Annotated in this window: 22 protein-coding genes; 9 read left to right on the forward strand and 13 right to left on the reverse strand. The window is 68.6% G+C overall.

What is annotated here, in order from left to right; genetic code table 11:
• Window positions 1–232: 232 nt before the first annotated feature.
• Window positions 233–1,357 (reverse strand): D-2-hydroxyacid dehydrogenase, encoded by a 1,125-nt coding sequence (locus ABD970_RS10290; protein ID WP_345295374.1) that lies wholly within the window; start codon window positions 1,355–1,357, stop codon window positions 233–235.
• Between the two features lie 73 nt (window positions 1,358–1,430).
• Window positions 1,431–2,951, reverse strand: coding sequence for a M20/M25/M40 family metallo-hydrolase (locus ABD970_RS10295; protein WP_345295375.1), 1,521 nt, complete (start codon window positions 2,949–2,951; stop codon window positions 1,431–1,433).
• A gap of 660 nt (window positions 2,952–3,611) precedes the next feature.
• Between ABD970_RS10295 and ABD970_RS10300 the strand changes: the two genes are divergently transcribed.
• From ABD970_RS10300 to ABD970_RS10310, 3 genes are all read left to right on the forward strand, one after another.
• Entirely contained in the window at window positions 3,612–3,920 is a 309-nt protein-coding gene (locus ABD970_RS10300; RefSeq protein ID WP_345295376.1) for a hypothetical protein, read from the forward strand.
• A gap of 173 nt (window positions 3,921–4,093) precedes the next feature.
• Window positions 4,094–4,483, forward strand: coding sequence for a BlaI/MecI/CopY family transcriptional regulator (locus ABD970_RS10305; protein WP_345295377.1), 390 nt, complete (start codon window positions 4,094–4,096; stop codon window positions 4,481–4,483).
• Window positions 4,476–6,416: a M56 family metallopeptidase gene (locus tag ABD970_RS10310; protein ID WP_345295378.1), complete on the forward strand. Its 1,941-nt coding sequence runs from the start codon at window positions 4,476–4,478 to the stop codon at window positions 6,414–6,416. Before ABD970_RS10305 ends, ABD970_RS10310 begins: the two co-directional genes overlap by 8 nt.
• 43 nt (window positions 6,417–6,459) lie before the next feature.
• Here ABD970_RS10310 and ABD970_RS10315 read toward each other — a convergent pair whose 3' ends face one another.
• Window positions 6,460–7,155, reverse strand: a complete 696-nt coding sequence (locus ABD970_RS10315) for a histidine phosphatase family protein (RefSeq protein WP_345295379.1) — start codon at window positions 7,153–7,155, stop codon at window positions 6,460–6,462.
• Window positions 7,156–7,484: 329 nt separating this feature from the next.
• Here ABD970_RS10315 and ABD970_RS10320 point away from each other — a divergent pair, with 329 nt between their 5' ends.
• On the forward strand, window positions 7,485–8,276 hold the full coding sequence (locus ABD970_RS10320; protein WP_345295380.1) for a CPBP family intramembrane glutamic endopeptidase: 792 nt from the start codon (window positions 7,485–7,487) through the stop codon (window positions 8,274–8,276).
• A gap of 139 nt (window positions 8,277–8,415) precedes the next feature.
• On the opposite strand, the gene ABD970_RS10325 is transcribed toward ABD970_RS10320, so the two are convergent.
• Complete coding sequence (locus tag ABD970_RS10325; RefSeq protein ID WP_345295381.1) at window positions 8,416–9,354, reverse strand: M14 family metallopeptidase; 939 nt, start codon at window positions 9,352–9,354, stop codon at window positions 8,416–8,418.
• A 94-nt stretch (window positions 9,355–9,448) separates the two neighbouring features.
• On the opposite strand from ABD970_RS10325, the gene ABD970_RS10330 reads away from it, so the two are divergent.
• Complete coding sequence (locus ABD970_RS10330; RefSeq protein WP_345295382.1) at window positions 9,449–10,027, forward strand: DUF5655 domain-containing protein; 579 nt, start codon at window positions 9,449–9,451, stop codon at window positions 10,025–10,027.
• A 97-nt stretch (window positions 10,028–10,124) separates the two neighbouring features.
• On the opposite strand, the gene ABD970_RS10335 is transcribed toward ABD970_RS10330, so the two are convergent.
• Window positions 10,125–10,502 (reverse strand): hypothetical protein, encoded by a 378-nt coding sequence (locus tag ABD970_RS10335; RefSeq protein WP_345295383.1) that lies wholly within the window; start codon window positions 10,500–10,502, stop codon window positions 10,125–10,127.
• Between the two features lie 431 nt (window positions 10,503–10,933).
• Between ABD970_RS10335 and ABD970_RS10340 the strand changes: the two genes are divergently transcribed.
• Window positions 10,934–13,063, forward strand: a complete 2,130-nt coding sequence (locus ABD970_RS10340; protein WP_345295384.1) for a hybrid sensor histidine kinase/response regulator — start codon at window positions 10,934–10,936, stop codon at window positions 13,061–13,063.
• 69 nt (window positions 13,064–13,132) lie between these two features.
• On the opposite strand, the gene ABD970_RS10345 is transcribed toward ABD970_RS10340, so the two are convergent.
• The 6 genes from ABD970_RS10345 to ABD970_RS10370 all read right to left on the reverse strand — a co-directional run bounded on the left by ABD970_RS10345 (window position 13,133) and on the right by ABD970_RS10370 (window position 21,638).
• Window positions 13,133–14,296: a N(5)-(carboxyethyl)ornithine synthase gene (locus tag ABD970_RS10345; RefSeq protein WP_345295385.1), complete on the reverse strand. Its 1,164-nt coding sequence runs from the start codon at window positions 14,294–14,296 to the stop codon at window positions 13,133–13,135.
• 154 nt (window positions 14,297–14,450) lie between these two features.
• Entirely contained in the window at window positions 14,451–14,933 is a 483-nt protein-coding gene (locus tag ABD970_RS10350) for a fasciclin domain-containing protein (protein ID WP_345295386.1), read from the reverse strand.
• A 277-nt stretch (window positions 14,934–15,210) separates the two neighbouring features.
• Window positions 15,211–16,077: a PA4780 family RIO1-like protein kinase gene (locus tag ABD970_RS10355; protein ID WP_345295387.1), complete on the reverse strand. Its 867-nt coding sequence runs from the start codon at window positions 16,075–16,077 to the stop codon at window positions 15,211–15,213.
• 323 nt (window positions 16,078–16,400) lie between these two features.
• A complete protein-coding gene (locus ABD970_RS10360; RefSeq protein ID WP_345295388.1) occupies window positions 16,401–16,862 on the reverse strand; it encodes a YybH family protein in 462 nt (153 codons plus the stop codon).
• A 438-nt stretch (window positions 16,863–17,300) separates the two neighbouring features.
• Window positions 17,301–20,438 carry a hybrid sensor histidine kinase/response regulator gene (locus ABD970_RS10365; protein WP_345295389.1) on the reverse strand — a complete coding sequence of 1,046 codons (3,138 nt, stop codon included), beginning with the start codon at window positions 20,436–20,438 and terminating at the stop codon, window positions 17,301–17,303.
• Between the two features lie 252 nt (window positions 20,439–20,690).
• Complete coding sequence (locus ABD970_RS10370) at window positions 20,691–21,638, reverse strand: aldo/keto reductase (protein WP_345295390.1); 948 nt, start codon at window positions 21,636–21,638, stop codon at window positions 20,691–20,693.
• Between the two features lie 410 nt (window positions 21,639–22,048).
• Between ABD970_RS10370 and ABD970_RS10375 the strand changes: the two genes are divergently transcribed.
• From ABD970_RS10375 to ABD970_RS10385, 3 genes are all read left to right on the forward strand, one after another.
• The gene (locus ABD970_RS10375; protein WP_345295391.1) at window positions 22,049–22,963 is read left to right on the forward strand and encodes a TolB family protein; all 915 of its coding nucleotides are present in this window, start codon (window positions 22,049–22,051) and stop codon (window positions 22,961–22,963) included.
• Window positions 22,964–23,251: 288 nt separating this feature from the next.
• Entirely contained in the window at window positions 23,252–23,491 is a 240-nt protein-coding gene (locus ABD970_RS10380; protein ID WP_345295392.1) for a hypothetical protein, read from the forward strand.
• 8 nt (window positions 23,492–23,499) lie between these two features.
• Window positions 23,500–24,291: a S41 family peptidase gene (locus ABD970_RS10385; protein ID WP_345295393.1), complete on the forward strand. Its 792-nt coding sequence runs from the start codon at window positions 23,500–23,502 to the stop codon at window positions 24,289–24,291.
• Between the two features lie 38 nt (window positions 24,292–24,329).
• Here the strand turns inward: ABD970_RS10385 and ABD970_RS10390 are convergent, their stop codons facing one another.
• Window positions 24,330–25,091: a hypothetical protein gene (locus ABD970_RS10390; RefSeq protein ID WP_345295394.1), complete on the reverse strand. Its 762-nt coding sequence runs from the start codon at window positions 25,089–25,091 to the stop codon at window positions 24,330–24,332.
• 260 nt (window positions 25,092–25,351) lie between these two features.
• A complete protein-coding gene (locus ABD970_RS10395; RefSeq protein ID WP_345295395.1) occupies window positions 25,352–25,960 on the reverse strand; it encodes a hypothetical protein in 609 nt (202 codons plus the stop codon).
• Window positions 25,961–26,313: the final 353 nt, after the last annotated feature.

Consider the following 26,313-nt stretch of genomic DNA (forward strand, 5'->3'; position numbering starts at 1 on the left):
CTCGCAGGCACGGCTCCCGCTCATGCCACTCCACACCGGCACAATGTACCCCGTGGGCCGGACACTTCCGGTGAATGCGCCCCCGCTTCCAGCCCCACCCCATGCTCGACCAACGCGTTCGCCGGATTTTTCCGGCAGGATTCGCAACGGCGCGGACCAGGAACGCGCGATCAGGCCATTCGTTGCCTGGCGAGCAAGGACCCAGGGCCTGGGCAGCGCTGCCCGCTTTCCCTCAGTAGCCGCGTTCCAAGTCGACGACGCTCAGCAAGGGTTCGCCCAAGCTGTAGCGGCGAAGGTTCTCGATGGCGATCACCATCGCGCGCTCGCGCGCCTCGTCGGTGCGCCCCGCGACGTGCGGGGTGATCAGCACGTTCTCCATCGTCCACAGCGGATGGCCCGCGGGCAACGGCTCCGGTTCGGTCACGTCGAGCCCCGCACCACCGATCTGGCCGGATTGCAGCGCATCGACGAGCCCAGGCGTGTCCGTGGTTCCGCCACGCCCAACCGAGATGTAGCGTGCACCGGGCTTGGCGGCGGCGAAAAAGGCCCGATCGATGCGGCCGGCGGTGTCGTCGGTGAGAGGCAACGCATTGACGATGAAGTCTGCCTTCGCCGCTAGTGTCGACGCCTCTTCCGGCAAGCCGACCTGTTCCACGAAGTCTGGGCCTTCCCGGCTTGAATTGCGTGTCGCGACCACGCGCATCCCGAGGGCGTGCGCACGGCGCGCGATCTCGGTCCCGATGCCGCCGAGGCCGAGCACGAGCAGGGTGCGGCCTTCGACATTCATCGACTGGGGCGCATCCTCCAGCCACTGCCCTTGCCGCTGCGCGCGACCATAGGCACCAAGGTTTCTCGACAGCGCCAGCATCAGTGCGATCGCGTGCTCCGCGATATCGGGGCCGTAAACGCGCTGGTTGTTGGTGAGCACGAAATCGTGCCGGTCGATGCCGTCGAAGCGCGTGCACCGCTCGACACCGACGCTGTAGCTGTGCAACCAGCGCAACCGGGGTGCGGCTTCCAGCACGTCAGGGGAACAGACGCCGAGCACCACGTCCGCATCGGCCAACACCTCGAGCGACGTCCCGTCGAATGCCACCACCTCCGCCCCGCCCGCCGCGGCACGCACCTGCGCCAGCAGGGTCTCGCGTCCGGCCCCCCAACTGGCCGGCAAAAGTACCGCCACCTTGCGGGGTCGTGCCCACGTCGCGTAGTCGCGGCTGGGAGTGTCAGCCTCCTGGAGCCCAAGCTGCTCGACCAGCGCCAGGGATTGCGGGTTCGCCATCGGTTCCGCGGCCGGCGCTGCCTGCAGCGCCAGCACCAGCGGCAGGCTGGCCAGCAATGGAAAGATTGCCTTCATGCCGATGCGCCTCCCTGGATGGATGTAGGCCAATCAGCGCGGCGGACCCGTGGTTCGACGGGTCCGGTCTCGCCTACTTCGCCAGCTCGTAGAAATACTCGACGAAGGACATCACCGCCCCGTCGTAGCCCTTCACCGCCGGATTGGCCGACTCGATGACGTAGTACTCGTCCGGCGCATGCGCACCGCTGCCGTGGCCGAGGCCGTAATGGGCGGCGGCCATGTTGAGCGGCGGGTTGGTGAAGATGAAGCCCGGGTACGAGCCGGCGCTGCGGGGCCACAACAAGGGATCGAGCCCATTGCGTTTGAGCACCGCCAGCTGCGCCTGGATCAGCGGTGCATCCGCCGGCGTGCTGGTCGGATCGTAGCCGCCGGTCACGTTGACCTCGATGTCGCCATAGCCGCGTTTGGCCAGGTGCGACCGAAGCGCGGCGACCGCGGCATCCTTGCCCATCCCGGGAACGAGGCGCAGGTCGAGCTTGGCGGCTGCGCGGTGCGGCAGGATGGTCTTGCCGCCGGGCCCGGTATAACCGCCGACCAGGCCCTGGATGTTGACGGTCGGTTGCGAGACCAGCCGCTCGTTGGCGGCCTGCCATGGCAGGTCGTCGATCCAGTGCGGCACGCCAAGCACCTGCTTCGCGCGCGCCTCGCTGCGGATGGCCGTGCCCGCGGCGACCATCGACTTCTCGCTCGCGCTCAATGGCCTGGGCGTGGGATAGCCATCGATGGTGATGGTGTTGCCATCGTCGGAGACGAGCGTGTCCAGGGCCTTGACCAGCCGCCATGCCGGACTGTCGACCATGGCCTTCAGCGACGAATGGATGTCCCTGGCCGGCCCCCTGCCCCATTTCTCCCCGGTAGCGACCAGTTCGAGTTCCACCACGCCCTTGGCACCAAGGTTGACGGTCACGCGTCCATCCGGATCCTGCGACGCGGCGGGGATGAAGATGCCGACGGCCTCGCGCAACGCCGCCTGCACCTGGGGCGCGTTGACGATGTCGCCGATATTCGGCGAGCCGATCTCCTCTTCGCCCTCGGCCACCAGCACCACGTTGACCGGCATGTCCTGGCCCGCACCGCGGATGGCATGCAGGGCCGCCAGCACCGCGGACTCGGGTCCCTTCTGGTTCACGGCGCCGCGACCCATCAGCACCTTGCCCAGCCCGGGCTTGTCGACCAGCCTCGCCTCCAGCGGCGGCGAACTCCATTCGGCAGGATCGAACTGCTTGACGTCGTACATGAAGTAGATGGCCACCGTCTTGGATGCACCTGCATCGAGCTTGGCGAACACGCCGGGCTTGCCGGCGGTCTCGATGATCTCCACTTGCTGAAAGCCCGCGTCGCGCGCCAGAGCCGCCATGTATTCGACGCCTTCGCGCGAGTTCAGGTCCTCGGCGGTGATCGACGGCAGCGCGATCCAGTCCTGTAATCGTTTCACCGAGACGTCGTGCTGCCTGGCGACCTCACGCTCGATCGCGGCCAGATCCGGGGGCGCGGCCAGGGTGGCGCCAGTACTGGACACTAGCAGGCCGACGGTGCCCGAAAGGACCACGCGTTGGAAAAGGGAACCATGGCGATGCGACGTGCTGGTCATGCTGCTCTCCCCGGGGCCAGGCGACTCCCCGCGATCCTACTCGATTCGCCTGCAGCCCGAAGCCCTGCCGACCCCTGCCGGGGACGGCCTGCGTACCGCGATCTGCGTCCCCTCTTTGGACCTGACGGAGGGGGCGTTGCAGGGAGGCGGGGCCTGCAGCGCTGCCGGTCGCCACATCGGGTTCCAGTACGGTGATACCGGAATGGGACATGCGCGCAACCTGCTGCTAGCCCCGCTCCCCGACCATCCAAGGCGAGGCTACAACGGAGACGGCCCGCCGCCCGCGCACCCATTCCAACGTGTCCTCGTCGCCTTCGTGCGGCGCCAGAAGTCGATCCGGTCGAACAGCCACCTTGCCTCGCCTCTCTGCGGCTCCGGCGTGCAATCCACGGCCTCGATGTCGCGGCGGCGCTTGTCCGTCGGGACCAGGGATCGCCGCCGGCAGCTGGTGGCAAACAAACGCTGCGATCCCAGAGGATCCAATCCGTGTCGGGACTGTCGGCATGCCCTTTTCCGTCGGCATTTGCGCGCGCAGTGCCCGCCCGTGCACGCGATATCGACATCCCTGTTCGCGGCCTGAACCTGGTTCGCAATCCTCACATCCGCGAAATGGGCGATTTCCTAGGGTAGGACGCACACCCCGCTTCAAAGGAGAGAAGCATGCAGAGCACGATCAACCAGAACGAGTACAACCGCCACTTCGAAGAGCGCTTCCAGAAGGCGCCCTACTACCAGCAGGACAAGGACTGGAACGATTACCGGCCGGCGTATCAGTACGGCTACGACCAGTACACCTCGCGGTACAAGGGCCGCAAGTTCGACGAGGTCGAGAACGACCTGGAGCGCGGCTGGGAATCAACCAAGGCGAATTCCCGCCTGGCCTGGAACGAAGCGAAGGAAGCCGTGCGCGATGGCTGGCACTACATCGAGCGCGCCCTGCCCGGCGACGCCGATGGCGACGGCCGCTGAGCCGGACACATTGCATCACCAGGGAGGCTCTCCGGAGCCTCCTTTTTTTCGTCCAAAACCTTCTCCGTACCTCACCGGCCACGCACCGTGCCATCAGTCATAGACAAGATGGTCTAGACAGACTGGTCTAGACGGCGTAGGGTGTCCACGTCTCCGCCCTGCAGGCCGCCGCCGTGCCGCGCAACCCTCGCATTCCCAAGCCCACTGCGGCCGAACTTGGCCTGCTCCGGACCCTCTGGCGCCTCGGTCCCAGCACGGTCAAGCAGGTGCACGAGCAGGAGCAGCGCGAACGGCCTGGCGTGGCTTATGCCAGCGTGCTCCGCCTGATGCAGGTCATGCACGGCAAGGGCCTGCTCAAGCGCGACGAGAGCGAGCGTTCGCACGTCTATTCGCCGGCGCAGGAGCGCGAACCCGTGCAAACCAGGCTGCTGGACGACCTGATCCAGAAGGCCTTCGCGGGATCCGGAAAGGACCTGGTCCTGGCTGCACTGCGCAGCGAGCGCGTCAGCGATGCCGAACGCGCGGAGATCCAGCGGTTCCTAAAGGAGTCCCGCGATGCATGATCCGTCGCTCCTGGTGCACACGCTGGGCCGCGTCCTGGCAGATTTCCTCTGGCAGGGCGCCCTGATCGGGGCCACCGCCTGGCTCTGGCTGGCCGTGCTAAGGCATGCACGACCGCAAGCGCGCTATGCCGTGGCCTGCGCCGCGCTTCTGGCCTGCGTGCTCGTCCCCGGCTGGCAGCTGGTGCGCGCCCTGGAAGCGGCAGGCACAGCCCCCCTCGCGACGATCGTCGACGGAAGCGCGTCCGCGAGCATCGCCCACGGTGCGGGTGTCGCGCTGCCGTTGCTGCAGGGGTTCTCGCCGCCGCCCTCGCCGGCTCCGGATGTATTGCCATGGATCGTCGCGTTCTGGGGGGCGGGCGTGGTCGTCCTCGGATTGCGGATGGCCTGCGGGCTGCGTTGGGTCGGCCGTCTGCGCACGTCATCCCGCGAGGCTGACCTGGCCTGGCAACGTCGCTTCGAGGTGCTCGTCGCGCGCATGGGCGTTCGACGTCCGATCGCGCTGCGCGTAATTGCCGAGGGCGACAGTCCGCTCGCGGCCGGCTGGTGGAAGCCGGTGGTGCTGTTGCCCGCCGCCCTGGTCCTGCGCATGCCCAGCCAGTTGCTAGAGGCACTGGTCGCGCACGAACTAGCCCATGTCCGGCGCCATGATTACCTGGTGAACATGCTGCAGGGCGTCGTCGAGGTGCTGCTGTTCTACCACCCGGTGACCTGGTGGCTCTCCCGGCGGATCCGGATCGAGCGCGAACAGGTGGCCGACGACATCGCCGCGTCGGCGCTCGGGGATCCGCGCCGGCTGGCCCTCGCCCTTTCGGAACTCGATCGCCATGCCACGTCCGTCCCCAGGTTTGCGCAATCCGCGCAAGGAGGTTTGCTGATGTCCCGTATCCGTCAACTCATCCAGCCCATCGCCCCGCGCCCCAATGGCGGATTGATCGCCTTGTGCGTGCTCGGCCTGGTAGCCGGTGGTTTCGTCTTCGCGCAGACCCCGCCTGCACCGCCGATACCACCGGCCCCACCCGCGCCGGCAGCCATTTCCCCGCTCCATGCCGCGCCTCCGGCGCCTCCCGCGCCACCGGCCTCCCCTGCCACGCCGGTGCTGCCGGCGCCTCCCGCACCCCCTCCTCCGCCGCCGGCACCGGCAAGTCCCGCGCCCCCCGCGCCCGACGCGATCCGGCACGCCGCGGCCCGGCACGGCAGCGACCGCGGATTCGCGCTGGTGCGCGAGGGCCAGGAAGGCATCGCGATGTCCGGGACGCTCGACGACGTCGAAGCGATCCGCGCCGCCCGTCGTGGGATCGATGCCGACTTCCTGTGGTTCCGCCGCGATGGCAGGGCCTACGTGGTCCGCGATCCGGAGCTGGTCGCCAGGGCGGGCGCCGCCTGGGCACCCACCGATGCATTGGACGCCCGCATGCAGGAACTGGATGCGCGCATGCGCCCGCACCAGCGGAAAATGGACGCACTCGCCAGGCGCATGGATGCCTTGCACGTCGACAGCCCGTTCGACGAGCCAGCAGCGCGGGAAGCCGCGGCGCAACTCGAGGCCCTGGGCAAGCAGATGGAGCCGCTCGCCCGCGAGCAAGCGGCGTTGTCCCGCCGGCTCCCGGGCGCCGACCGCGGCGAAGCCGCGGAACTCGAGCGGAAGATGGAAGCCCTTGCGGCCCGGCAGGAACGCCTGGGCGCACAAATGGAACGGCACGGGCGCGTGCTGGAAGCCGCATCCCGCAGGATGGAGGCGCAGGCCGCCCCCATGGCAGCGCTGGGCCGGCAGATGGAGGAAGCCGCCAAACCGATGGAAAGCATCGGCAAGGACATGGAAGCGCTGGGAGCGCAGATCGAACGGAAGGCCGCCGTCGCGGAACGCCAGGTCCAGGCGCTCATCGACGAAGCCATGGCGCGCGGGCTGGCGACGCCAGCGCCGGCGCGGCAATAGGCAACGAGGTCGCGGGTGGCCGGTGCACGCGCACCGGCACCCGTCACGGCAGGCCCGGCACCGCCAAGCTGCGTTCGGCATCACCGGTCGCGCCGGTCAGCATGTTCGGCGGCAGGTGCCCGACATCGCCGACGCCGATCACCTTCATCCGCCCGTCGGCTTCGATGCGGATCACCGTCAGGCTCGCATGGCCGACGGACATCTCCAGCCAGGCATCGGGTTCGACGCCCATCGCACGCGTGACCAGGTAACGGATGACGTTCCCGTGGCACACCAGCAGGTCGGTCCGCTGCCCGGATGGAACGAAATAACGGGCGAAGGCGCGTTCGATCTGCGCCTGGCATGCGGCCAGGTCCGGGGGCGCCTCGCGCGACATGATCTCCGCACGGCGCGTCGGCGGCGTGCACTCCGCCAGGTCCTCGTCGACCTCGAAACGACGCCCGGGCAGGCTTTCGCCAATCACCGCGGCGGTGTCCCGCGCCCGCCGCAACGGGCTCACATGCAAGCCATCCAGGTGACCCGGGCGTCCGGCCAGGCGGGCGCCGGCCAGCTGCGCCTGCGCCACGCCCAGCGGCGTCAGGCCCATGCCGGTACGTTCGTCGCCCCCCTCTTCCCGAACATAGTGGCCGTGCCGGACCAGCAGGATCGTGCGGGTCCCGGGCGGGTCGCCCGCCGCCTGGGCACCGCACGGCAAGGCTGCAAGCAAGACGGCCAGGCTGGCCAGCAGAAGGGTCTTCATCGGAGTGCTCCCGGTCACCAGGGCTCAGGGTGGACCGGTACGCCTGCGGATGGCAATCCGGCCCGCTACGGGGCTGGCACGGCCCGAAGCGTTCGTCGATGGCGACCCGTGCGCATCCCGCGTCCGGAATGCATGGCGAAGTGAGGTTCAAGCGCAATGGCCACACGCGGCTCGCCAACCGGTGGCAGCGCTGCCAATGAGCGTTGACGCGAACCATGCCGACCCGCCGCCTTGCACCCTGACTTCCGGCCTTTTTGCACCGCGCCTCGCGTCGGGATACTTCGCGCGACCAAACCACCCCCGGCAGGATCGCCCGATCCGGATCACTGATGACGACGTCCACCCTGACCTCCCTCCGCCCCGCCCGCGCCATGCTCGTAGCCGTCGCGGTATCGGCCGCCCTGCTGTACAGCACGCAAAGCGGCGCGTTGGTCCGCGCGTTGGCCAACGCGACCGCTTGGCCGAAGTGGCCCTACCTGGTGTCCGGCGTGGCCACCGCAAGCGACCTGCTGGTCATGGCCCTGCTGGTGATGGCGGCCGCTGGCCTTGGCGCGCGCGAAGCGGCCCGTCTCTCGGGCATTTCCGCGTCGCCTCGCCAACCGCTGCGTTGGGCGGCCTGGGTGCTGGTGCCGGCCTTGCTGGCCTGCGCGCTGCTGGCGCAGCCATCGCCCGACCTTGGAATGCTGGATTTCGCATGGCGCGCCGTCGGCAGCCCGGTGTTCGAGGAACTGACCTATCGCGGCTTGGCCGTCGGCGCCCTGATGCGCATTTGCGGATGGCGCCTCCTGCCCGCCTGCCTCTGGCCGGCCGTCTTCTTTGGCGTCGCGCATGCCTGGCAGGGCGCCGACCTGGCTTCGGCCCTCGGCATCGCGGCGATCACGGGTGCTGGTGGCCTGCTGTTCGGCTGGCTATACGTGCGCTGGGGCTTCAACCTGTGGCCCGCACTGCTGTTGCATGTCGGGATGAACGGCCTCTGGGAGATCTTCGCGTTCGGCGAGGACGCGATCGGAGGCTGGCTCGGCAACGGCGTCCGCCTGGCGGTGGTGCTGGCCGCCGTCCTGCTGACGTTCCGCTTCGCGCCAGGCAGGCGCCGGCGCGGCGCGGATCCCGTCGACCGGTAGCGCCGCCCACGTTCGAGCAGCCGTCCGTCGCCGCCATAGCCGCGCCCCGCCCGATCGGGGCCCCACGACGTCTCACGTTCTCGCCAACAGGTATCGGCAGCGCTCCAACGGCACCGCACGGCACCCCGCCGAAGTGGGGTCAGGACGACTTTTTCAGGGCGAAGTCGATCGCCGCCCTCACCGCCGCCACCTGGGCGGCATTGCATTGCTCCGGCGTCGCTCGGGGACTGTCCGGGTAGACCTCGGTGGTGGTCCTGTAGCGGGCATTGGTGGCGCCAGCGCACAAACCCAGCGACTGGACCGGAAACTGGATCACGCCGGGCGCGACGACCGGGGATCCGATGATCTCGCCGTTCGCGTCGGCGGGCGCGATGTGCGTGACCCCGGCGATTGCCGCGATGATCGCCTGCTGGAAGGCCGGCTGCGGACGCTTACTGTCGTCGACGAGGTAGAAGCCGTCCGGGATGCCCCCGGCGACGAACGGCTGGCCGTCGCGCGCCGCCCGCGCGGGCCGGAACTCCGATTCGTCGCTGTCGGTGGTCTCGTGCAGGTCGATGTGCATCAGCACGCGGTCGCGCAGCGGCGCCACCAGTCGCATCAACGCGGCGGACTCGCCGGCAGGGCTGTCCTCGCGGAACGATCGGTTGGGATCGATGGCGTCCGGATTCCAGCGCTGGATCCGCTCGTAGCCCCAGGGACTCACGCACGGCGCGACCAGCACGTCGGCTTGCCCGGCGTAATCCGCCAGGTGCGCCTCGATGAACTGGAGTGCGCCGTGGATTCCGCTGGTTTCGTAGCCGTGCACGCCGCCGGTCACCAGCATGAGGGGCAGTCCGTCGTGCTGGCCGCGATTGCGAACCGCGAACAGCGGATAGACCTCCGCGTCGTACTGGAGCTCGCCGTACTGGACGACGTCAAGACGCGACCGGAAAGCGTCGATGCGGGCGAGGACGTCGTCCGCGTAACTGCGCCGGCGCACCTGCCCTGCCCGCCACGCCGACCGTTCCTCGGGGCCCCATGGCTGGCCTGGGGTGCCGATGGGGTACGAGTTCGTTGCTGCTGTCGTGGATCTGGCCATGCATCCATTCTACGGGGCCGACTGCAACTCCAAGCCCGTGCTGCGACCGACCCGCGTGCACGCTAGGATGGGGCGACCACCACGGGAGAAGCCCATGCCCGACCAGCAGAAGGCCCTCGACACCCAGTTGGCCAACATCCAGAAGAAGACCGGCAAAACCCTCGCCCAGCTCAGGGCGCTGATCGCCAAAAGCGGCCTGCAGAAGCACGGGCAGATCCGCGACATGCTCAAGTCGGAGCTGGGCCTGGGCCATGGCGACGCCAACACCCTGGCCCATGTCGCGCTGGATCCGGGCAGTGCAACCGTCAAGTCCAGCAGCGCGGGGCACGACGTTGGTGCGGAAGTGGACCGGATCTATAGCGGCCCGAAGGCGGGGCTGCGGTCGCTGCACGACGCCGTGATGGCCCGGATCGCCAAGCTCGGTCCTTTCGAAGTTGCGCCCAAGAAGGCCTACCTGAGCCTGCGCCGCAAGAAGCAGTTCGCCATGGTCGGGCCCGCCACCAAGACCCAACTCGAGATCGGCCTCAACCTCACGGATTCGACGCCGACCGAACGCTTGCTCGCGGTGAAGCAGCCCGCCATGTGCAGCGCGAAGGTGCGCCTGGCGGATGCCGGCGAGATCGACGACGAGTTGATTGGCTGGATCAGGCAGGCCTACGAGCAGGCGGGCTGAACCCGGGTAGGCGGCCTATCCGCCGGCCCGCCGGATGATGCAGCAAGCCGTGGTGGCTTTGCAGGGCCAGGATCCCGGCAGGTGCCGGGGTTGCCGTTCAATCGGCAAGCAGGAGCCGATGCTCGGGCCGTTCGCAGACCACCACAACGTCCGCGGCGGTCACGGTGCCCACCGCTTGCGCCCGCCGACCCACGGACAGCGCTTCGACATCGATCGGGGGGGCCTGGCACAGGTTCCAGCGTGCCGGCAGGTGCACCGACACGCGACCGTGCGTCGCGGTGTCGAGCAGGATTTCCGCATTTCCGTCATACGACCAAGGCTGCGTATCCACCGACGCGATCGTGCCGTCGACCGTCGCCTCGCTCCCCACGGTGAGGCCCGCGGCCGAAGGCGGGTGCGCGCAACCGGCGCCTGCAAGGCAGGCCATGGCCACCAGGAGGATGCGGCGGGATCGCAGGCTCGATTGCAGGCGCATGGGTGTTTCATCCAGGACACGGGCAGGCGCGACCATACCCGATCGCGCGGCAAGGCGCGTTGACAGGCACCGAACGCGGTCCCTCTGCATCCAGCGGCGAAAGACATCCGGTCCGGAATCCAGCCCCCGCGGTCCCTCCTCGTTCCGGTGCTCGCCTGCACGCCTGCACGCCCCCCGCGCGGCCCCGCAACCGGGCAAGCCGACCGTCCAGGCCGCGGCCGCCAACATCATGCGATGCATGTCTGGCATCCCCGGGCGCGCCTGAGAGCGGAGAGCGGCGCGCCGCTTCACGCCCTCCCCATTGCCGCTTGTGCAGTCTCCGGGCCGTGCCGGACCGGTCGAGCCTGCTCCCACTGTTTGTTTGGACGCGAGCTAGGCCGCACCACAAGCCGATGCCATTAGGATGACCGCTCCTTGCGACCTGCCCCCCGATGACTCCCGATCTCGACCTGCTGACACCGCTGAGCCAGTTCCGCGCGGTCTGCGAAAACGCAACCGTGGCGCTGTTCGTGATGGACGGCCGCCAGCACTGCATCTACATGAATGCCTCGGCCGAGGAGATGACCGGCTTCAGGCTCGAGCAGGTGCAGGGACGGCCGCTGCATGACTTCGTGCACCACTCCCATCCCGACGGTCGCCCCTATCCGCTCGAGGACTGCCCCATCGACCGCGCCGCCCCGCAGAACATGCAGGAGAAGGGGGAAGAAATCTTCGTGCACCCCGATGGACACTTCTATCCCGTCGCCTTCACGGCCAGTCCCATCCGGGCCGAAGGCCGCGTCATCGGAACAGTCATCGAGGTCCGGGACGTTACGCGTGAAAAACAGCGTCAGCGGGAGGACGCCGGGATGGTGCAACTGGCGGATCGCATGCTGCACGAACTGGACATGGGTCGACTGGCGCAGGCGGTAGCCGACACGGCCACCCAGTTGTCCGGTGCGCGTTGCGGTGCCTTCTTCTACAACAGCGTTGACGCGACGGGCGGCGTGCAGCGGTGCCAGGCCCTGGCGGGGGATGGCGCGGAAGCCTTCGCGGCACTGCCGCACGCCTCGGCGACACGCATGTTCGAGTCTGCCCCACGGCGGGCGCGCACGCTCCGGGTGGACGACATCCGCGAGGATGCGCGCTTTGCGCAAGGGTTTGCGCGGTCCCTTTCGGACGGTGGGTTGAAGGAACTGCGCAGCTACCTCGCCGTGCCGGTGCGATCCGACACCGGAGAGGTCCTGGGGGCACTGTTCCTGGGAGCTTCCCGGCTTGGGGGATTCAACGAGGACCACCAGCGCTTCGTCGAAACCGTGGCCGCGCAGGCCGCCGTCGGCATGAGCAGGCTGCGCGCCTTCCAGGCCGCCGCGGCCGAGGCTGCGGAGAAGGAGCGGCTTTACCTGGAGGCGGTCCGCGCCGGGCAGATGAAGGACCAGTTCCTCGCCACGATCTCCCATGAGTTGCGCACCCCGCTCACCTCGATCCTCGGCTGGGCGGAGATGCTGGCCTCCGGGCGCTTGCCCCCCGACGGCATGGAAGGTGCCGTCGGCACCATTGCCCGCAATGCCCGGGCGCAGGCCCAGATCATCGACGACCTGCTGGACATCTCGCGCATCGTCAGCGGCAAGCTGCACCTCGACGTTCGCAGCGTCGATGCCGCGCAGCCGACGGAGGCCGCGGTGGAGGCCGTGCGCCCTGCCGCGATCGCCCGCGGCGTCGAGCTGGTGTCGTCCGTGGCGGACGGGCTGGGCGAAGTGCGGGTGGATCCGGACCGCCTGCAGCAGATCGTGTGGAATCTGGTCGCCAATGCCGTCAAGTTCACCGGCCGCGACGGGCGCGTGGACGTGCGTCTTTCGCGGGACGGCGACGAGCTCCAGGTGCAGGTGAGGGATACCGGATCAGGCATCGAGCAGGCCTTCCTGCCCTATCTGTTCGAGCGTTTCAGCCAGGGGGACGCCTCGTCGACGCGCGAGCACGGCGGACTGGGCCTGGGTCTTTCGATCGTGCGCCACCTGGTGGAGATGCACGGCGGGACCGTGGAAGCCCACAGCGACGGACCGGGACAGGGCGCGTGCTTCACCGTTCGATTGCCGGTCGCCCCGCGGGAAGAGACGCTCCCGGAGCCGCCGCGCAGGGGGGACCGCGCCATCGGGTCCGAGACGCACTTTCCCGCCCATGCCTCGATGCAGGGCCAACGCGTCCTGCTCGTGGAGGACGACACCGACACGCGCAACCTCCTGCTGACGGTCCTCGAATCGACCGGCGCGAAGGTCTGCGCCTCCAGTTCCGGCATCGAAGCGCTGGCACTGCTCGACGCCTTCGATCCGACCCTGGTCATCAGCGACATCGGCATGCCCGGGATGGACGGATACGAGTTCATCGCCTCCGTGAGGGAGCAGGAGGCACGTCACGGGCGCGATCCGGTCCCTGCGATGGCACTGACCGCCTTCGCGCGCAGCGAGGACCGTGAAACGGCCCTTGCATCCGGCTTCGACCTGCACCTGGCCAAGCCGGTGCATCCTGCGGAACTGCTGCGGTTGGCGAATTCGCTGCGAAGCCGCGACCGCGACCTGGCCTGACATAGCCGCCGCGGGGATCTCCGGTGGGACTGGCGTGCAGGATGCCCGGGGAGCCGGCGAGCCCGCGAACTATGCTGCCAGAGGGCCGTGGGGATAAGCCGCTGCCCGTCCCTGGAATTCCGCGATCCCCGGCTTCCTGATCACGCCGCGGTCGATGTTGACCGCGCGCGACAGCGTCTGGCTGCCCTCCCAGCCCGCACGTCCTTCGGACATCGCAGCCATGTACACGACCAGGGCCGCGGAGATAGACCGCGAAGCACTTTCCCAGAGGTAGCTGGGGGTATGGTCGACGGCGTAGTAGTCCACCGCGCCGACCTTGAACATCGGCTCGCGGAACGTCGTGGGCCGGGCGAAGTAGAACCCCATGCCCTCGTCGCAACTGACGTCGATGACCAGGCATCCCGGTTGCAGGCAGCCGGCTTCCTCGCGGGTGACGAAGTCCACCGGATGCGCGGGATTCTGGAACGTGCCGTTGATGAGGATGCCGGACTGGGCGATCAGGTCGCCCAGCGGCAGGCGGCTGCCGTCGTGCTGGACGACCATCATCCGCGCCTCGCCCTGCCCGCCGTTCTCCAGCCTGACGTAATGGCAGTCGAGGATCTCTTCCCGGACTTCGTGGTCCGGTCGCTGGATGCAGATGGTGATGTCGCGGAAGCCATGCGCCTTCAACGCATAGATCGCGCCGCGGCTGACGGCGCCGAAGCTGAAGATGAGCGCCTTCCGCTGGTTTCCGTAATGGCCATCGATGCCCCGGAGCTGGAGCGCATGGAGCACCGCGCAATAACCGGCCATTTCGTTGTTCTTGTAGAAGGTGTGCCTGCCGATGCGCCCTTGGGGATCCCAGATGAACATGTCCTCGAAGGCGATCAGGGTCTGCTTCCGGTCGATGGCGGCCTGGGTGATCGCGCGCTGCTGCGCGCAATGCACGTAGCCCCACAGGACGCCGCCCGGGCGGATCTCCTCCAGGTCGGCGAGCACGGGCTTGGCGATCACCACGATCCCGCAGTCGGCCAGCAGTTCGCTCCGTTCGGCCACGCCGCCGGACTGGTTCGCGATGTCACTGTCCGGGATGCCGAAGGGCGCCCCGTAACCGGTTTCGAAGACCAGCTTCCGCCGCACGGCCTCGGGCAAGCGCGGCAGGTGCTCCGGATGCACCGGGACGCGCCGTTCGTCCGGCTTGCGCGAGGATCCGATGATCCCGATGGTGGCTGGCGGTGAATGGGTGGCTGGCATGTCCGTCTCCTGGAATATCCGTGGCCGCTCGCGAATCGCGAAGGCGCTCCGTCCGCCACCGCCCAGCCCGCAGGCTGTCGGTGCGCGAAAAAAAACGGCAGGGGCTCCCCCTGCCGCCGGTGTCACGCGGGCCCGTCCCTGGGCCTGCGCGGGTTTACTGCGTGGTCGACGGCGCGGTCGGCAGGATGACGCGGTCGATGCCGTGGATGACGCCATTGCTCGAACCGATGTCGGCCTCCGACACCTGCGCACCATCGATGCAGACGCGGTCGCCCTGCATCATGATCGGCGCCGCCTGGCCATTGACCGTCTTGGCGGTCTCCCACTTTGCGATGGCCGCAGCGCTGTTGCGGCCGCTGACGACGTGGTAGTTCAGCAGCGAGGCGAGCTCGGACTTGTTCTCCGGCTTCATCAGGCTGTCGAGTTTTCCGGCCGGCAGCTTCCCGAACGCGGCGTCGGTCGGGGCGAAGACGGTGAACGGACCGGCGCCATTGAGGGTCGGTGCCAGGCCCGCCTGCTCGACGGCCTTGCCGAAGATCGTGAAGCTGCCGTTGGCCGCCGCGCGCGCCAGCAGGTTGCCGCTGCCGTTCGTGGGGTTGTTGGGGGTGGTGTTGTTGTTCTGGGTGGTGGTGCTCATGGGGAAGTACCTCAAAAGGATCCGGGCTGCCGCGAACGCGGGAGCCGGAACAGGGCGGCCGAAGCCGGAGCCGCCATCGGGGATGGCGGCGGGAATGCTCAGTGTGGGGAGGGGGAGGAAGCGGCTGAGTGCCGTCACGACATTGCATCGTGGTGCCGGGCCACAGTGCGCCGCGGCCGGTTACGCGACCGTGACGCATGGCGCGCATGCGGCGACGACAGGGTTGGCGGCCGGATTTCCTTAAATTTTGCCCAGGTGAAGCGCAGGAACGGATCGGCTACAGGCCCGCTTCTTCTTCGGCCTTGGCTTCGCGCCCCTGCTGGCGGATGAGCGCTTCCTCGCGCGCATCGTTGATCGCGTCGCGCACGGCATCCAAGTCGATGGTGGACTGGTCGTGGACGAATCGGCCCGTCAACGGTGAATCGGGCTGCAGCGCGCCCCCGGCGAACAACGCCCAGATTTCCTCGCCGTACCAGGTGTCCAGCAGTTCCGGCGCCCATCGTCCCAGGGTCGCGGTCAGGTTGTTGACGTCCCGCAGCAGCATGGTGCGCGCGGCATTGTTGCCGGCGGCGCTCACGACCTGCGGGAAATCGATCACCACCGGGCCGTCGACGCCGACCAGGACGTTGAAGGCCGACAGGTCGCCGTGGATCAGCCCGCAGCACAGCATGCGCACCACCTGCTCCAGCAGCACGCGGTGATAGTCGCGGGCCTGCGCCGGGGTCAACTCCACTTCGCAGAGGCGCGCGGCCGCGTAGCCACCGGCATCGGTGACCAGTTCCATCACCAGCACGCCGTGGAAGTAACCGAATGGCTCGGGCACGCGCAAACCGGCTTCGCGCAGCTGGTACAGCGCCTCGACCTCGGTGTTCTTCCACGCCGCTTCCTGCTGCTTGCGGCCGTGCTTGCTGGCGCGCCCGATCGCGCGTGCCTCGCGGCTGCCGCGCACCTTGCGTCCTTCCTGGTACTGCACGCGTTGCCGGAAGCTGCGCTGCGCCATGTCCTTGTAGACCTTGGCGCAACGCACGTCGTCGCCACTGCGCACCACGTAGACCTCGGCTTCCTTGCCGCTCTTGAGCGGGCGCAGCACCGCATCGATGACGCCGTCGTCGATCAGCGCCTGCAGGGCATGTGGGGTTTTCATCGCATCCCGGGGTGACGGCGCGACCGCGTCGCGCTCAGGGCGGCGCATTGTCGCAGCAATCGGGGCTGGCCACCGGCACCGCCCTCGTCAGCGCCGGCCGGGCCCGTCATTGGACGCTCAACGCTTCGAGGGCGGCATTGGCGTCGGGGAGCCCCACTCCGGTCCAGGAGAGGTCGTCCGCGAATCCATCGCTTCTCGCCAATGCAAGGGCGAACAAGGGCCGGCGCCGGAGGCGGCCTGGAAGCAACCGGTTACGTGCCCGTCTCGCCGGACCCCCATGCACGCACGGCGTGGTTGCCAGCTGGCCTGCCCTGGCCTGTCGTCTATTCGCCCGGGGCCGCCGGCTCGCTGGAAGGATGGTCCACCGTGTACAGCCAGCGGCCGTCGATCTTCTTCTGGACGTCGACGAAGCGGCCGCGATCGACCGACTCGACCTGGGTGGCCTTGTCGACGAAATGGATTTCGTAGGTTCCCCAGGCGACCCGGGTGTCGCCCATCGATTCCTGGCCCATGCCGTCAAGCCGGACATCCTTGATCTCCACGGTCGCAAGGTAGCCGGCGAAACCGTCGCGAATCGCCTCGCGGCCCTTGACCATTGGCCCGCCAGGGAACCACATGACGGCATCCTCGGCATAGCACGCGGCCACCGCCTCGGCGTCACCGGCCTTGAAAGCCGTCAGGAAGCAATCGGAAGCGGAGGCCTCCGGCTCGACGGCGCCCGCGGGCCCCGCCGCCCATGCCACCCCCAACAGCAATGCGTAGCCCAGTCGAATTCCTGCGTGCATTCCGTTCTCCCAGTGCGTGGTGCGCGCAAGGATTGGCGCACATCGGGACCCAACGAGGTAACCCACGAGCAGCGGCCAACGCCTGCCAACGACGCCACCGGCACGCGGGCGTTGTCGGCCAGGGGCAAATGTTGTGCGATCACCCATCCCAACGTGTCGTGCCGACCCCCGTCGTTCGCTTCTTCGATGATCCAGCGCATCTCCGGCTCGTTCCTCCGGGAAGCCCTTGGAAGGTGCTCGTCATCCCGCACGATTCTGCTCCCGCCGCGAGACACTTTTCAGGCACGCGCTCGCCTGCCAAGGCCCCTGGCGCCAATGGAAATGCGTCGGTTTACGCCGGGACAAGCGTATGAACTCGACGGGATGTGGTTCATTCGCCGCCGGACGTTTCCACGCCGGAAGCGTGGCTGGACCCCCAGCCCCTCCTCGCTCGCAGGGTCAAGCCGGCTCGCGCCTGCTTTCCACGCTCCCCAGGATCTCCTGCATCCGGGGCACATCGACCGGCTTGACCATGTGGTGCGCGAACCCCGCGGCCTTGGAGAGTGTCCTGTCGTGGGAATGCCCGTAGCCGGTCAGCGCGATGAAGAGCCCCCGGCCCACCGTACCGGCGAGCGCTTGTGCCAGCTCGTATCCGGTCATGTCGGGAAGGCCGATGTCGAGGATAAACGCGTCCCAAGGCGCCTCGGCGTTCGCCAACTCGAGGGCGGAACGGCCGTCGACGGCGACCCTTGGCTGGTGGCCGAGCACCTCCAGCAGCATGGCCAGCGATTCGGCCGCGTCCCGGTTGTCATCCACGACCAGGATCTTCAACGGCGCCGTCGCCTGCCGGGGAACGCACGAGGCCTGCGACGGGACCTGTTCGGACGGGGCCAGGGGCAGCGTGACGGTGAGCGTGCTCCCACGGCCCAGGCCCGGGCTCGCCGCGGCGACCGAACCCCCGTGCAGCTGCACGATGCTGCGCACCAGCGCCAGGCCGATGCCCAGGCCACCTTGCGAGCGGTCGGGCGTGCGCTCGGCCTGGGTGAACAGGTCGAAGACGCGCGGCACGAGCTGTTCGTCCATGCCGATGCCCGAATCGATGACGCGGATCACCACCTGTTCCCCATCCCGCTCGCAGGAAAGCTGCAAGCGTCCACCCTGGGGTGTGTACTTGGCCGCATTGTTGAGAAGGTTGGAGACGACCTGCACCAGCCGGTGGCGGTCCCCCAGTACCACGGCGGATCGCGGGCATTCCATGGTCAATGCATGCCCGCGTGAGTGCACCAGCGGTTCCACCTGCTCAACAGCAGCGGCCAGGACCGAGCGGATATCCACCGGTTCCCGCGCCAGCTCCACCAGACCCCGGGTCACCCGCGAGACGTCCAGCAGGTCGTCGACCAGCTCCGTCATGTGGCCCACCTGCCGGGTGATGACCTGGCCGATCTCCCGGACGCGGTCCTCGTCGGACGTCGCCAGTCCCAGCAGGTGCGCCGCCGTCCCGATGGGCGCCAGGGGATTGCGCAGTTCGTGGGCAAGCATCGCCAGGAATTCGTCCTTGCGCCGGTCGGCCTGCTCCAGCGTCTCCACCATGCGATGGCGCTCGGTGATGTCCAGGACCGAACCGATCATCGTCGCCGGAACGCGCCCCGGCCCCGTGCTGTCGAACAGGACCTGCCCACGCGACATTGTCCACACCACTTGGCCATCGGCATGGATCCAGCGGAATTCCTCGGAGTAGCGGCCATCGCTGTCCGGCGCAAGCGCACCTTCCAGCGCATGCTTGACGCGGGGCCAGTCCTCCGGGTGGATGCGTTGCGAGAGGACATCCAGCCCCAGCACTTCCTGGCCCGGGGCCACACCGACGATCTGGCGGCAGCGCGCGTCCATCTGCACGTCCCCGGTCCGCGGGTCCCAGTTCCAGGTGCCCAGCTGGGCCACGTCGAGGGCCAGGGCGCTCCGCTGCTCGGACAGGCGTAGTGCGTTTTCCATCTGCTTGCGATCGGTGATGTCCACCGAGGATCCGATCAGGCCCACGACCTTGCCGTCGGCATCGCGCAGCGGCGCCTTGGTGGACAGCCAGAGCGCCGGCGTCCCGTCCGCGAGCCGGACTTCCTCCTCGATCTGCTCAGCGTTGCCGGAGGCCATGATGCGACGGTCGGTCGCCATCACAGCCTCGCCCTGCACCGGGTCGGCCAGTACCTCGGCATCCGTCCGACCGAGGAACTTCTCCGGCGGCAGGCCCAGCAACTCGGAGACTCCGCGATTGGCCACCAGGAAGCGGCCCTCGGCGTCCTTCGCATAGACCACGCCGGGAACCGCCTCGATGAAGGTGCGCAGCAATGCGGCCGCCTGGTCGCGTTCGGCCTCGGTCTGGCGACGCGTCTCGATATCGAGCAGGACGCCGGGGAATCGGATCGGGCGCCCGTCGGCGTCCATTTCCACCCGGCCATTGGCCTCCACCCACCGCATCGTGCCGTCGCGATGGCGGACCCGGTACTCGCAGCGATAGGCCCCGCCGCGCGCCATCACCTCGGCGACCGCTTCCGACACGCGGGCGCGGTCATCGACGTGGATCGACTCCATGACCTCTTCCAGTGCCAGGCCTTCCCTGCACTGGACCGCGTCCAGCCCGAAGCTGGCAGCGAAGCGTGCGTCGGCGATGAAGCGGTTGTCGGGGATGGTCCACACCCAGGTCCCGACGATCGCGCCGGCATCGAGCGCCAGCTGCACGCGCTCGGCGGCGAGCGCGGCCTCCGCGGCGATCCGGCGGTGCTCGCTCAGGTCGCGGATAAACACCGCCAACCCCTGGGCCACGGGATACGCACGCGCCTCCAGCCAATAAGAGCGCCCGTCGGCGAAGTCTTGCGGGAACTCGTGGCGTCCTGGCTGTCCGTCGGCGAGCACCTGGCGGTACATCCGGCCCAGTTCCGTGTCGCGGACCTCGGGGTACAAGGACCACAGGTCCTTGTCGAGCAAGGCCTCCCGGTCGCAAGCGGCGAGCCGGAGGGTGGCTTCGTTCACCTCCAGCACGCGGAAGTCGCGATCCAGCAACAGGAAGGCTTCATCCATGTTGGCGAGCACGCCACGATGGCGCGCCTCGCTTTCGGCGAGCCGCTGTTCGGCCAGCACCTGTGCAGTGATCTCGGTACAGGCGCAGAACACGCCGTCCACGGCGCCGCCTCCCCCACGGACCGGCGAGTAGAAGAACGAGAAGTGGGTTTGTTCCGGATAACCGTGACGATGCATCACCAACGGGATGTCCTGCATCTGCACGGGTTGGCCCGCCACCGCCGCCGAGAAGATCGGGTCGAGTTGCGCCCGGATCTCGTACCAGACCTCCAGGAAGTCCTGGGCCAACGCGGCGGGATGCTTGTTCCCCAGGATGCCGGCGTAATGGTCGTTGTAGAGCAAGGTCCGGGACGGGCCCCAGGCCGTGAACATCGGCTGGTTGGAGGCCAGCATGATCGCAACCAGGGTCTTGAGGGCCGACGGCCAGGCTTCCGGGGCGCCGAGCGCCGTGCCCTCCCATGGCAGCTCGCGCATCCGCCGGCCCATGTCGCCGCCGCCGGCCATGAAGTCAGGGACTGGATTGGTCATGGCCCATTCTGCCGCAGCAACGCTGGATGGCCCTTGACGCGGTCGTCGCAGGCCGCGCCATCGTGCCCGGGACGCGCCCCGGGCCCGGCAGACCTCGAACCCCCTTCCGCATCGGCCGGCCTGTCCGTGCCCACGGGTCCGGCTGCGCGATGCGTGGCGACACCAGATCCACGGGCTTGCCGCGCGCTGCCTGGCATCCCTGGCAACTCTTGCCGACTCGTCGGCGGGCTTGGAAGCGATGTCCCCTCGGCGCTACAGCGACGCCACGTGCGCGATCATCCGCTGGCGCATCGCCTCGTCCGGCAACCGCCCCCGGGCAGCACCCATGTTGTCGACCATGTGCCTGGCCTGGCTGGTCGCCGGGGTGGCGACGGTCACCGCCGGATGGGAGACCACGAACTTGAGGAAGAACTGGCCCCAGGTGGCGGCATCGAATTCGGCCGCCCACGCCGGCAGCGGCTTGCCGCGCACCGTCTCCCAAAGCCGGGTGCGGCCGAACGGCATGTAGACCAGCACGCCGATGCCCTTGTCCTGAGCCAGAGGGAAGATGCGCTCCTCCATCGTGCGGTTGTCGATCGCGTAGTCGACGCCGATGAAGTCCAGCGGCTCGTCGCGCATCACCTGCTCCAGGTGCGCGTACTGGGGGGCATTCGTCGTGGTGATGCCCATGTAGCGCACCCGGCCGGCCGCCTTGTGCTCCTTGAGGATGCCCAGCTGGGTGTCCGGATCGCCCATGTTGTGGACCTGGACCAGGTCGATCGGTCGCTTGCCGATGCGCTCGAACGAGGATTGCAGCTGCGCGCGGGCCTGTGCCTCGTCGGCCTTGCCGCCACTGCGTGGCGCGACGTTGAGCTTGGTGGCCCAGAAGATCGATTCGGTGACGCCCAGCTCACGCGCCAGCTCACCCGCGACCTCCTCGGAGGCGCCATAGCTTGGCGCGGTGTCGAACACCCGACCGCCCTGCGCGTGCAGGGCCTCGAGCACGGCGCGCAGCGCGCTCGCGTCCGCACTGCCGGCCATGCGCGAGAAGGTCGCCGAACTGCCGAGCCCGACCACCGGCAGCTGTTCGCTGGTACCGGGGATCGCGCGGGTGATCAACGACGCCGGCCGGTCCCCGGCTGCCAGGAGCAACTTCGGGTTGATCGCCAGGGCCGTACCGGCAGCCAGCGACAGCTTGAGGTATTCGCGACGGGTGGTCATGACGGTTCCTGGTGGCGTTGCGGAACGGCGGCGCGGCCGCGGACGTCGCCCGATAATGCCAGCCGTTCGGCGGCACGGCACAGGGTCGAAAGTTGGGCGCGGACGCTGTCCGGTTCACGTACGGCAACCCACCGTGCGGGGGGGGGCACAAATGTACCTGCCCCCTTCGTTCCGGAATCAATCGAAAGATACCCCGCTCGCCGACGGGAGCCATCGCGGAACGCGGACGGCATCGACATGCCGCCGCGTGAAACCCGGTCCCGCAACAGTTTCCCGCTCCCTCCAGCCAAGGCAGTAGAGGTTCCTCGCCCGTGCCCTCGCCTGCCTCCTTCGACCCCCCGACTTCCGGCAGGCGTGCGGGCGCGCGCCATTTCCCACACTGCGGGCCTCTCCGAATCCTCCCTGCCCCGATGTCAGCCACCAGCCTGACCTTGCTCCTGGCCACCACCCTCGCCGCCGCCAGCGCGCCGGGCCCCGAGCGCGTGCTGCCGGACGACCCGGCCGTGACCCGACTGGGCCCCGGCTGGTTGTCCACCCCGGCCAACGACTACAACCTCTCGACCGACGCCGACGGAACCCTGCTCGTTTTCGGGCGCTCGACCCGCGGCGACTTCAGCGATTCCCGCGTCTGGGTCGCGCATGCCGAAGGCGGCCAATGGAGTGCCCCGAAACAGGCTTCCTTCTCCGACCCGCGCTGGCGCGACTCGGACCCCTGGCTGACGCCCGACGGCCGCTGGCTGTACTTCGTGTCCGACCGGCCGGCCGCCGCACGCGCACCCGACCGCCACGACCTCGACCTGTGGCGGGCGCCGGTGGCCGACGGCCTCTTTGGAGAACCGGAGCACCTTGCGGCCGCCTCCAGTCCCGGTGAGGAGCTGGGTCCCGAACTGCATGACGGGTGGCTGGTGTTCAACAGCACGCGCCCCGGTGGCCCCGCCACTCTGGCGCTGTATCGCGTCCGGCTGGACGACGCCGAGGCCGCCATCCCTGAAGCCCTGCCGCCCCCGTTCAACGAGGGATTGGCGCAGGGCGACCTGACCTTTTCGCCGGACGGCCAGGTCGCGCTGTTCTGGAGCATCCGCGGCGACAGCCGAGAACCGGAACTGTTCGCCGTGCGCCGCGAAGGCGGGCAGTGGTCGGCGGCGGTCCGGCTGCCGGCGCCGTTCAACGCGCCAGGCATGGACTTCACGCCCGCGTTCACCGCCGACGGAAAGTACCTGCGCTGGGCGAGCCAGCGGCAGGAGCAAGATGGTCCGGCACATCCCGAAGGGTCGGCGAACGTGTACCAGGCGGGCACCGATCTGCTCGAAGCGCTGTTCGATTGACGGGAGCGGCGCTCCGATCAGTTCGCCATGACGGCTGTCAATGCGGCCGCGAAATTCGCCTTTGAGCATTGTTGCCGGGAGTGGGATGGTTCCCTCCTTCCGCCTTTTTCCCGCTGCAACGCCAAGCTGCGCGCGGTTCGACATGGCGACTTCCGGCACAGGCCCCCGGCGGCGGCATCGCTGGAAACTCTCCCACGCTCTCGCCGGCAGCTGCCTGCCGTGGCGCGCCGGTGCGTCCAACGACCGACGCGCCGCATCCACCTACATCATCTGCTTTGGATGTCCCGCATGAAGCTACGCCCCGCCCTGCTGCTCTGGTTCGCCGTCGCGCTGGCCTGCCTGCCCCTGCGCAGCGCCCTCGCCGAACCGGATCGTCGTGCACCCGTGCTGGAGGCAATGGCCGAGGTGCTGCAGGCACGCTATGTCGACGCCGCGAAGGCCGACGCGCTGGCCGCCATGCTGCAGGAGGCGGGGTATAGCGGTCGCTTGCCGGCATCGCCGATCCGGCGGGTTTCGTCGAGGCGGTGAATCGCGCGATGCAGGAAGTCGCCCCGGACAAGCACCTGCGCCTGGATTACGAACCGGACCGCGAGTACGCGCCCGCCATGGGCGCGGCGCGGATCGTCGCGCAGGGGACGGATGACGGCGGCGCGGTGCGCCAGGTCGTGCGCACGGGTCGCATGGATGGGCGCAGCGTCGAGCAGATCGCGTACAGCAACTTCGGCGTGGCGCGCGTCGAACACCTGCCCGGCAACATCGGCTACCTCAAGCTCACGCGCTTCGTCCCCGCCTACCTGTCGCGCGACACCCTGCGCGCCGCCATCGCGCTGCTGGCGCACAGCGACGCGGTGGTGATCGACCTGCGCGGCAACATCGGCGGCGCGCCCGATGCCGTGGGCGAGTTGCTCAGCCCCTTCTTCCCCGCCAGCGGCGGCACCCTCGAACTGCATGCGGCAGAGAACCGCGCGGAGGGCATCCGCAGCGCGGTCACCACGGACCCGGTCCTTGCCCGACCGGCGCTGGCCACTGCACCGCTGTACGTGCTGACGGACAAGCGCACCGCGTCGGCCGCGGAAATGTTCGCCTACGCCGCCCGGCGGGCGGGTCGCGCAACACTGGTGGGCGAGACGACCAGCGGCGCGGGCAACGGCGCCACCAGGCAATCGGTCGGCAACGGCTTCGTCCTGACGTTGTCGGAGTGGCGCATCCTGACCGGGCCCGGCTGGGAAGGCGTCGGCGTCGCGCCGGACCTGCCGGTGGCAGCAGAGGACGCGCTCGATCGGGCACTGGAACTGGCAAGCGAGGCGATTGCCGGTCAGACGACCTGATCCGGCAAGCCCGATCATGCCTTGACCGGGCCCTCTCCCTACTCGGCAGGCTTGATGGCTCGTTCGGGCAGCAATGCCTGCCAGTCCGCCATCGGCAGCCCATGCGCTTTGCAGAAGTCGGCCGTGCCGGATGCAGCGGCCATGAACTTTTCGATCTCTTCCACGGGCGGCATCAATTCCAGTTCACGCATCTTCACCAGCACCTGCAACGCCACCAGGGACTGGGATTGGGACTGCCCGACCTGCTCCATCAACTCGCCCAACAGGGAAGCGCGCGTGTGCGGATCCAGGGCGATGGGGGACGCCATGGCGAGCGCGCGTGATGAAAGGCGATCAATCTGGTCCGCACGGACGTTCATGTCCTCGAGCTGCCTGTACAGCATTGCGTAGGCGGTGCGGCGATGCGACTCCATGTGCGCGAGCGTGCCGTCGCCATTGCTGGCCTGCCAAGTGCTGACGAGCCAGGGACGCAAGGGCAAGCGGTACACGTAGTCGAAGTGGGGCTCTGCGTACGCCGGCATGGCTTCGAGGACATTGCCGCTCGCCAGCAGCCCCTCCTTGGCAGCCGCCAGCTGGGCCTCCACGCAGGGCGCCACGGTCACCTGTTCCACGGCGTACATGGCATTCGTGCTGGCCTCCCGATGCAGCGCCAGTTCCGCCTGCGCCACCTTGCGGGTCCAGTTCCAGCTTTCAAGCAAGTCGCCGGCCCCCAGCGCCACCAGCACGCCGACGACGATGATCGCGATCTCTCGGGCGATCGAGCGCCAGTTCCCCCACTGCACCCGGCGTAATCCACGCATGCTTCCCAGACTCCGGCTGGTGGTAGGCGCAGCTACCGGTTCCGCAGCATACAGGCCCCAAACAGCCCCGAGTACAAGGGTTGCGAAGACAGTTCGCGCACCATGGGGGCGCCCGTCCGGGGAGGCCCACGGCGTGGCCGCGGCTTCGAGATTCGGGCCTCACGCCACCCTCCTCCGAGTCCAGCGCCTCCCGCTGGGGGAAGCGCCCCCGAACGGCTGCCGGGCGGCATCGTCCCGGCAGCCGTCGCTGGTTCCGGGGCCTACAACATCTCCTTGCGCGCCTGTTCGGCACGCGACGCGCCGATGGCGGTGGCGACCTTCTTGACTTCCTCCGGCGGCGGGAGGACCGCGGGAAGGCCAAGCGACTGGATCCACAACTCCCGGGTCCAGCCAGCGGTGTGGTAGAGGTGGTGGTCCTCGTCCTCCTCCACTTCCTCGTGGGCCTTCTTCATGGCCTTCGTATAGGCGCCAGAAGCCTCCTTCGCGACGTGGCCAATGAGTTCCCAGTTCATGTGGTCCTTGGTTTCCGCCAGCACCACGCATTCGGCGGCGACCAGTTCCGCAGCCTCGGCGGGCGCATTGGCGATCGCCATCTCGATCGCCTGCACCAGTGACCGTCCCTGGTGCGCAACGACCTCGCGACCGGGCGAGCCTTCCTCCGGATCCAGGCCGACTTCGGCGAACAGTTCGAGCAACACCTTCTCGTGGGTCCGCGTCTCGTCGAGGTAGTCCTGCCATTCCTTGCGCAGGTCCTCGTTCTGGGCTGCCTTGATGGCGGTGGTGTAGATCTGGATGCCGCCGCGCTCCGTTTCCAGGGCCTGCAGGAGCAGCTCCTTCACCTGGGAATCGTCGTATTGCTTCTTGGCCATGCTTCTATCTCCAAAGGACTGTGGCGGGGGTGCAGGCGCGGGATGCGCCTGCAGCGTGAAAGGGGCAGGACCAGCCTTGCGTCCGGTCATGGGGTCGGCGCTCAGGTCCGGCGGGTCTGTCGTGGGACTCATCGGGCAGCGCACGCCGACGCGCTGTGCACGGGAGCCAAGGCGGAAACACCGCGGTGCTCGACTCGATACCAGCGAGCCGTCCGTCCCTGGTGCGCCAATGCTCGGCTTCGAGCGTGTCCGAGGCGGCTGCGGAGCCGCAGTCGCGGGCGTGCGGGGAATCCTCGTCACCGAGGCAGGAGACACCTTGGTCGTACGCGGCGTGGACGTGGCGCCGTGACCTT

Origin of the sequence: Luteimonas vadosa (assembly GCF_039543545.1) — a bacterium.
GTDB lineage: Bacteria > Pseudomonadota > Gammaproteobacteria > Xanthomonadales > Xanthomonadaceae > Luteimonas > Luteimonas vadosa.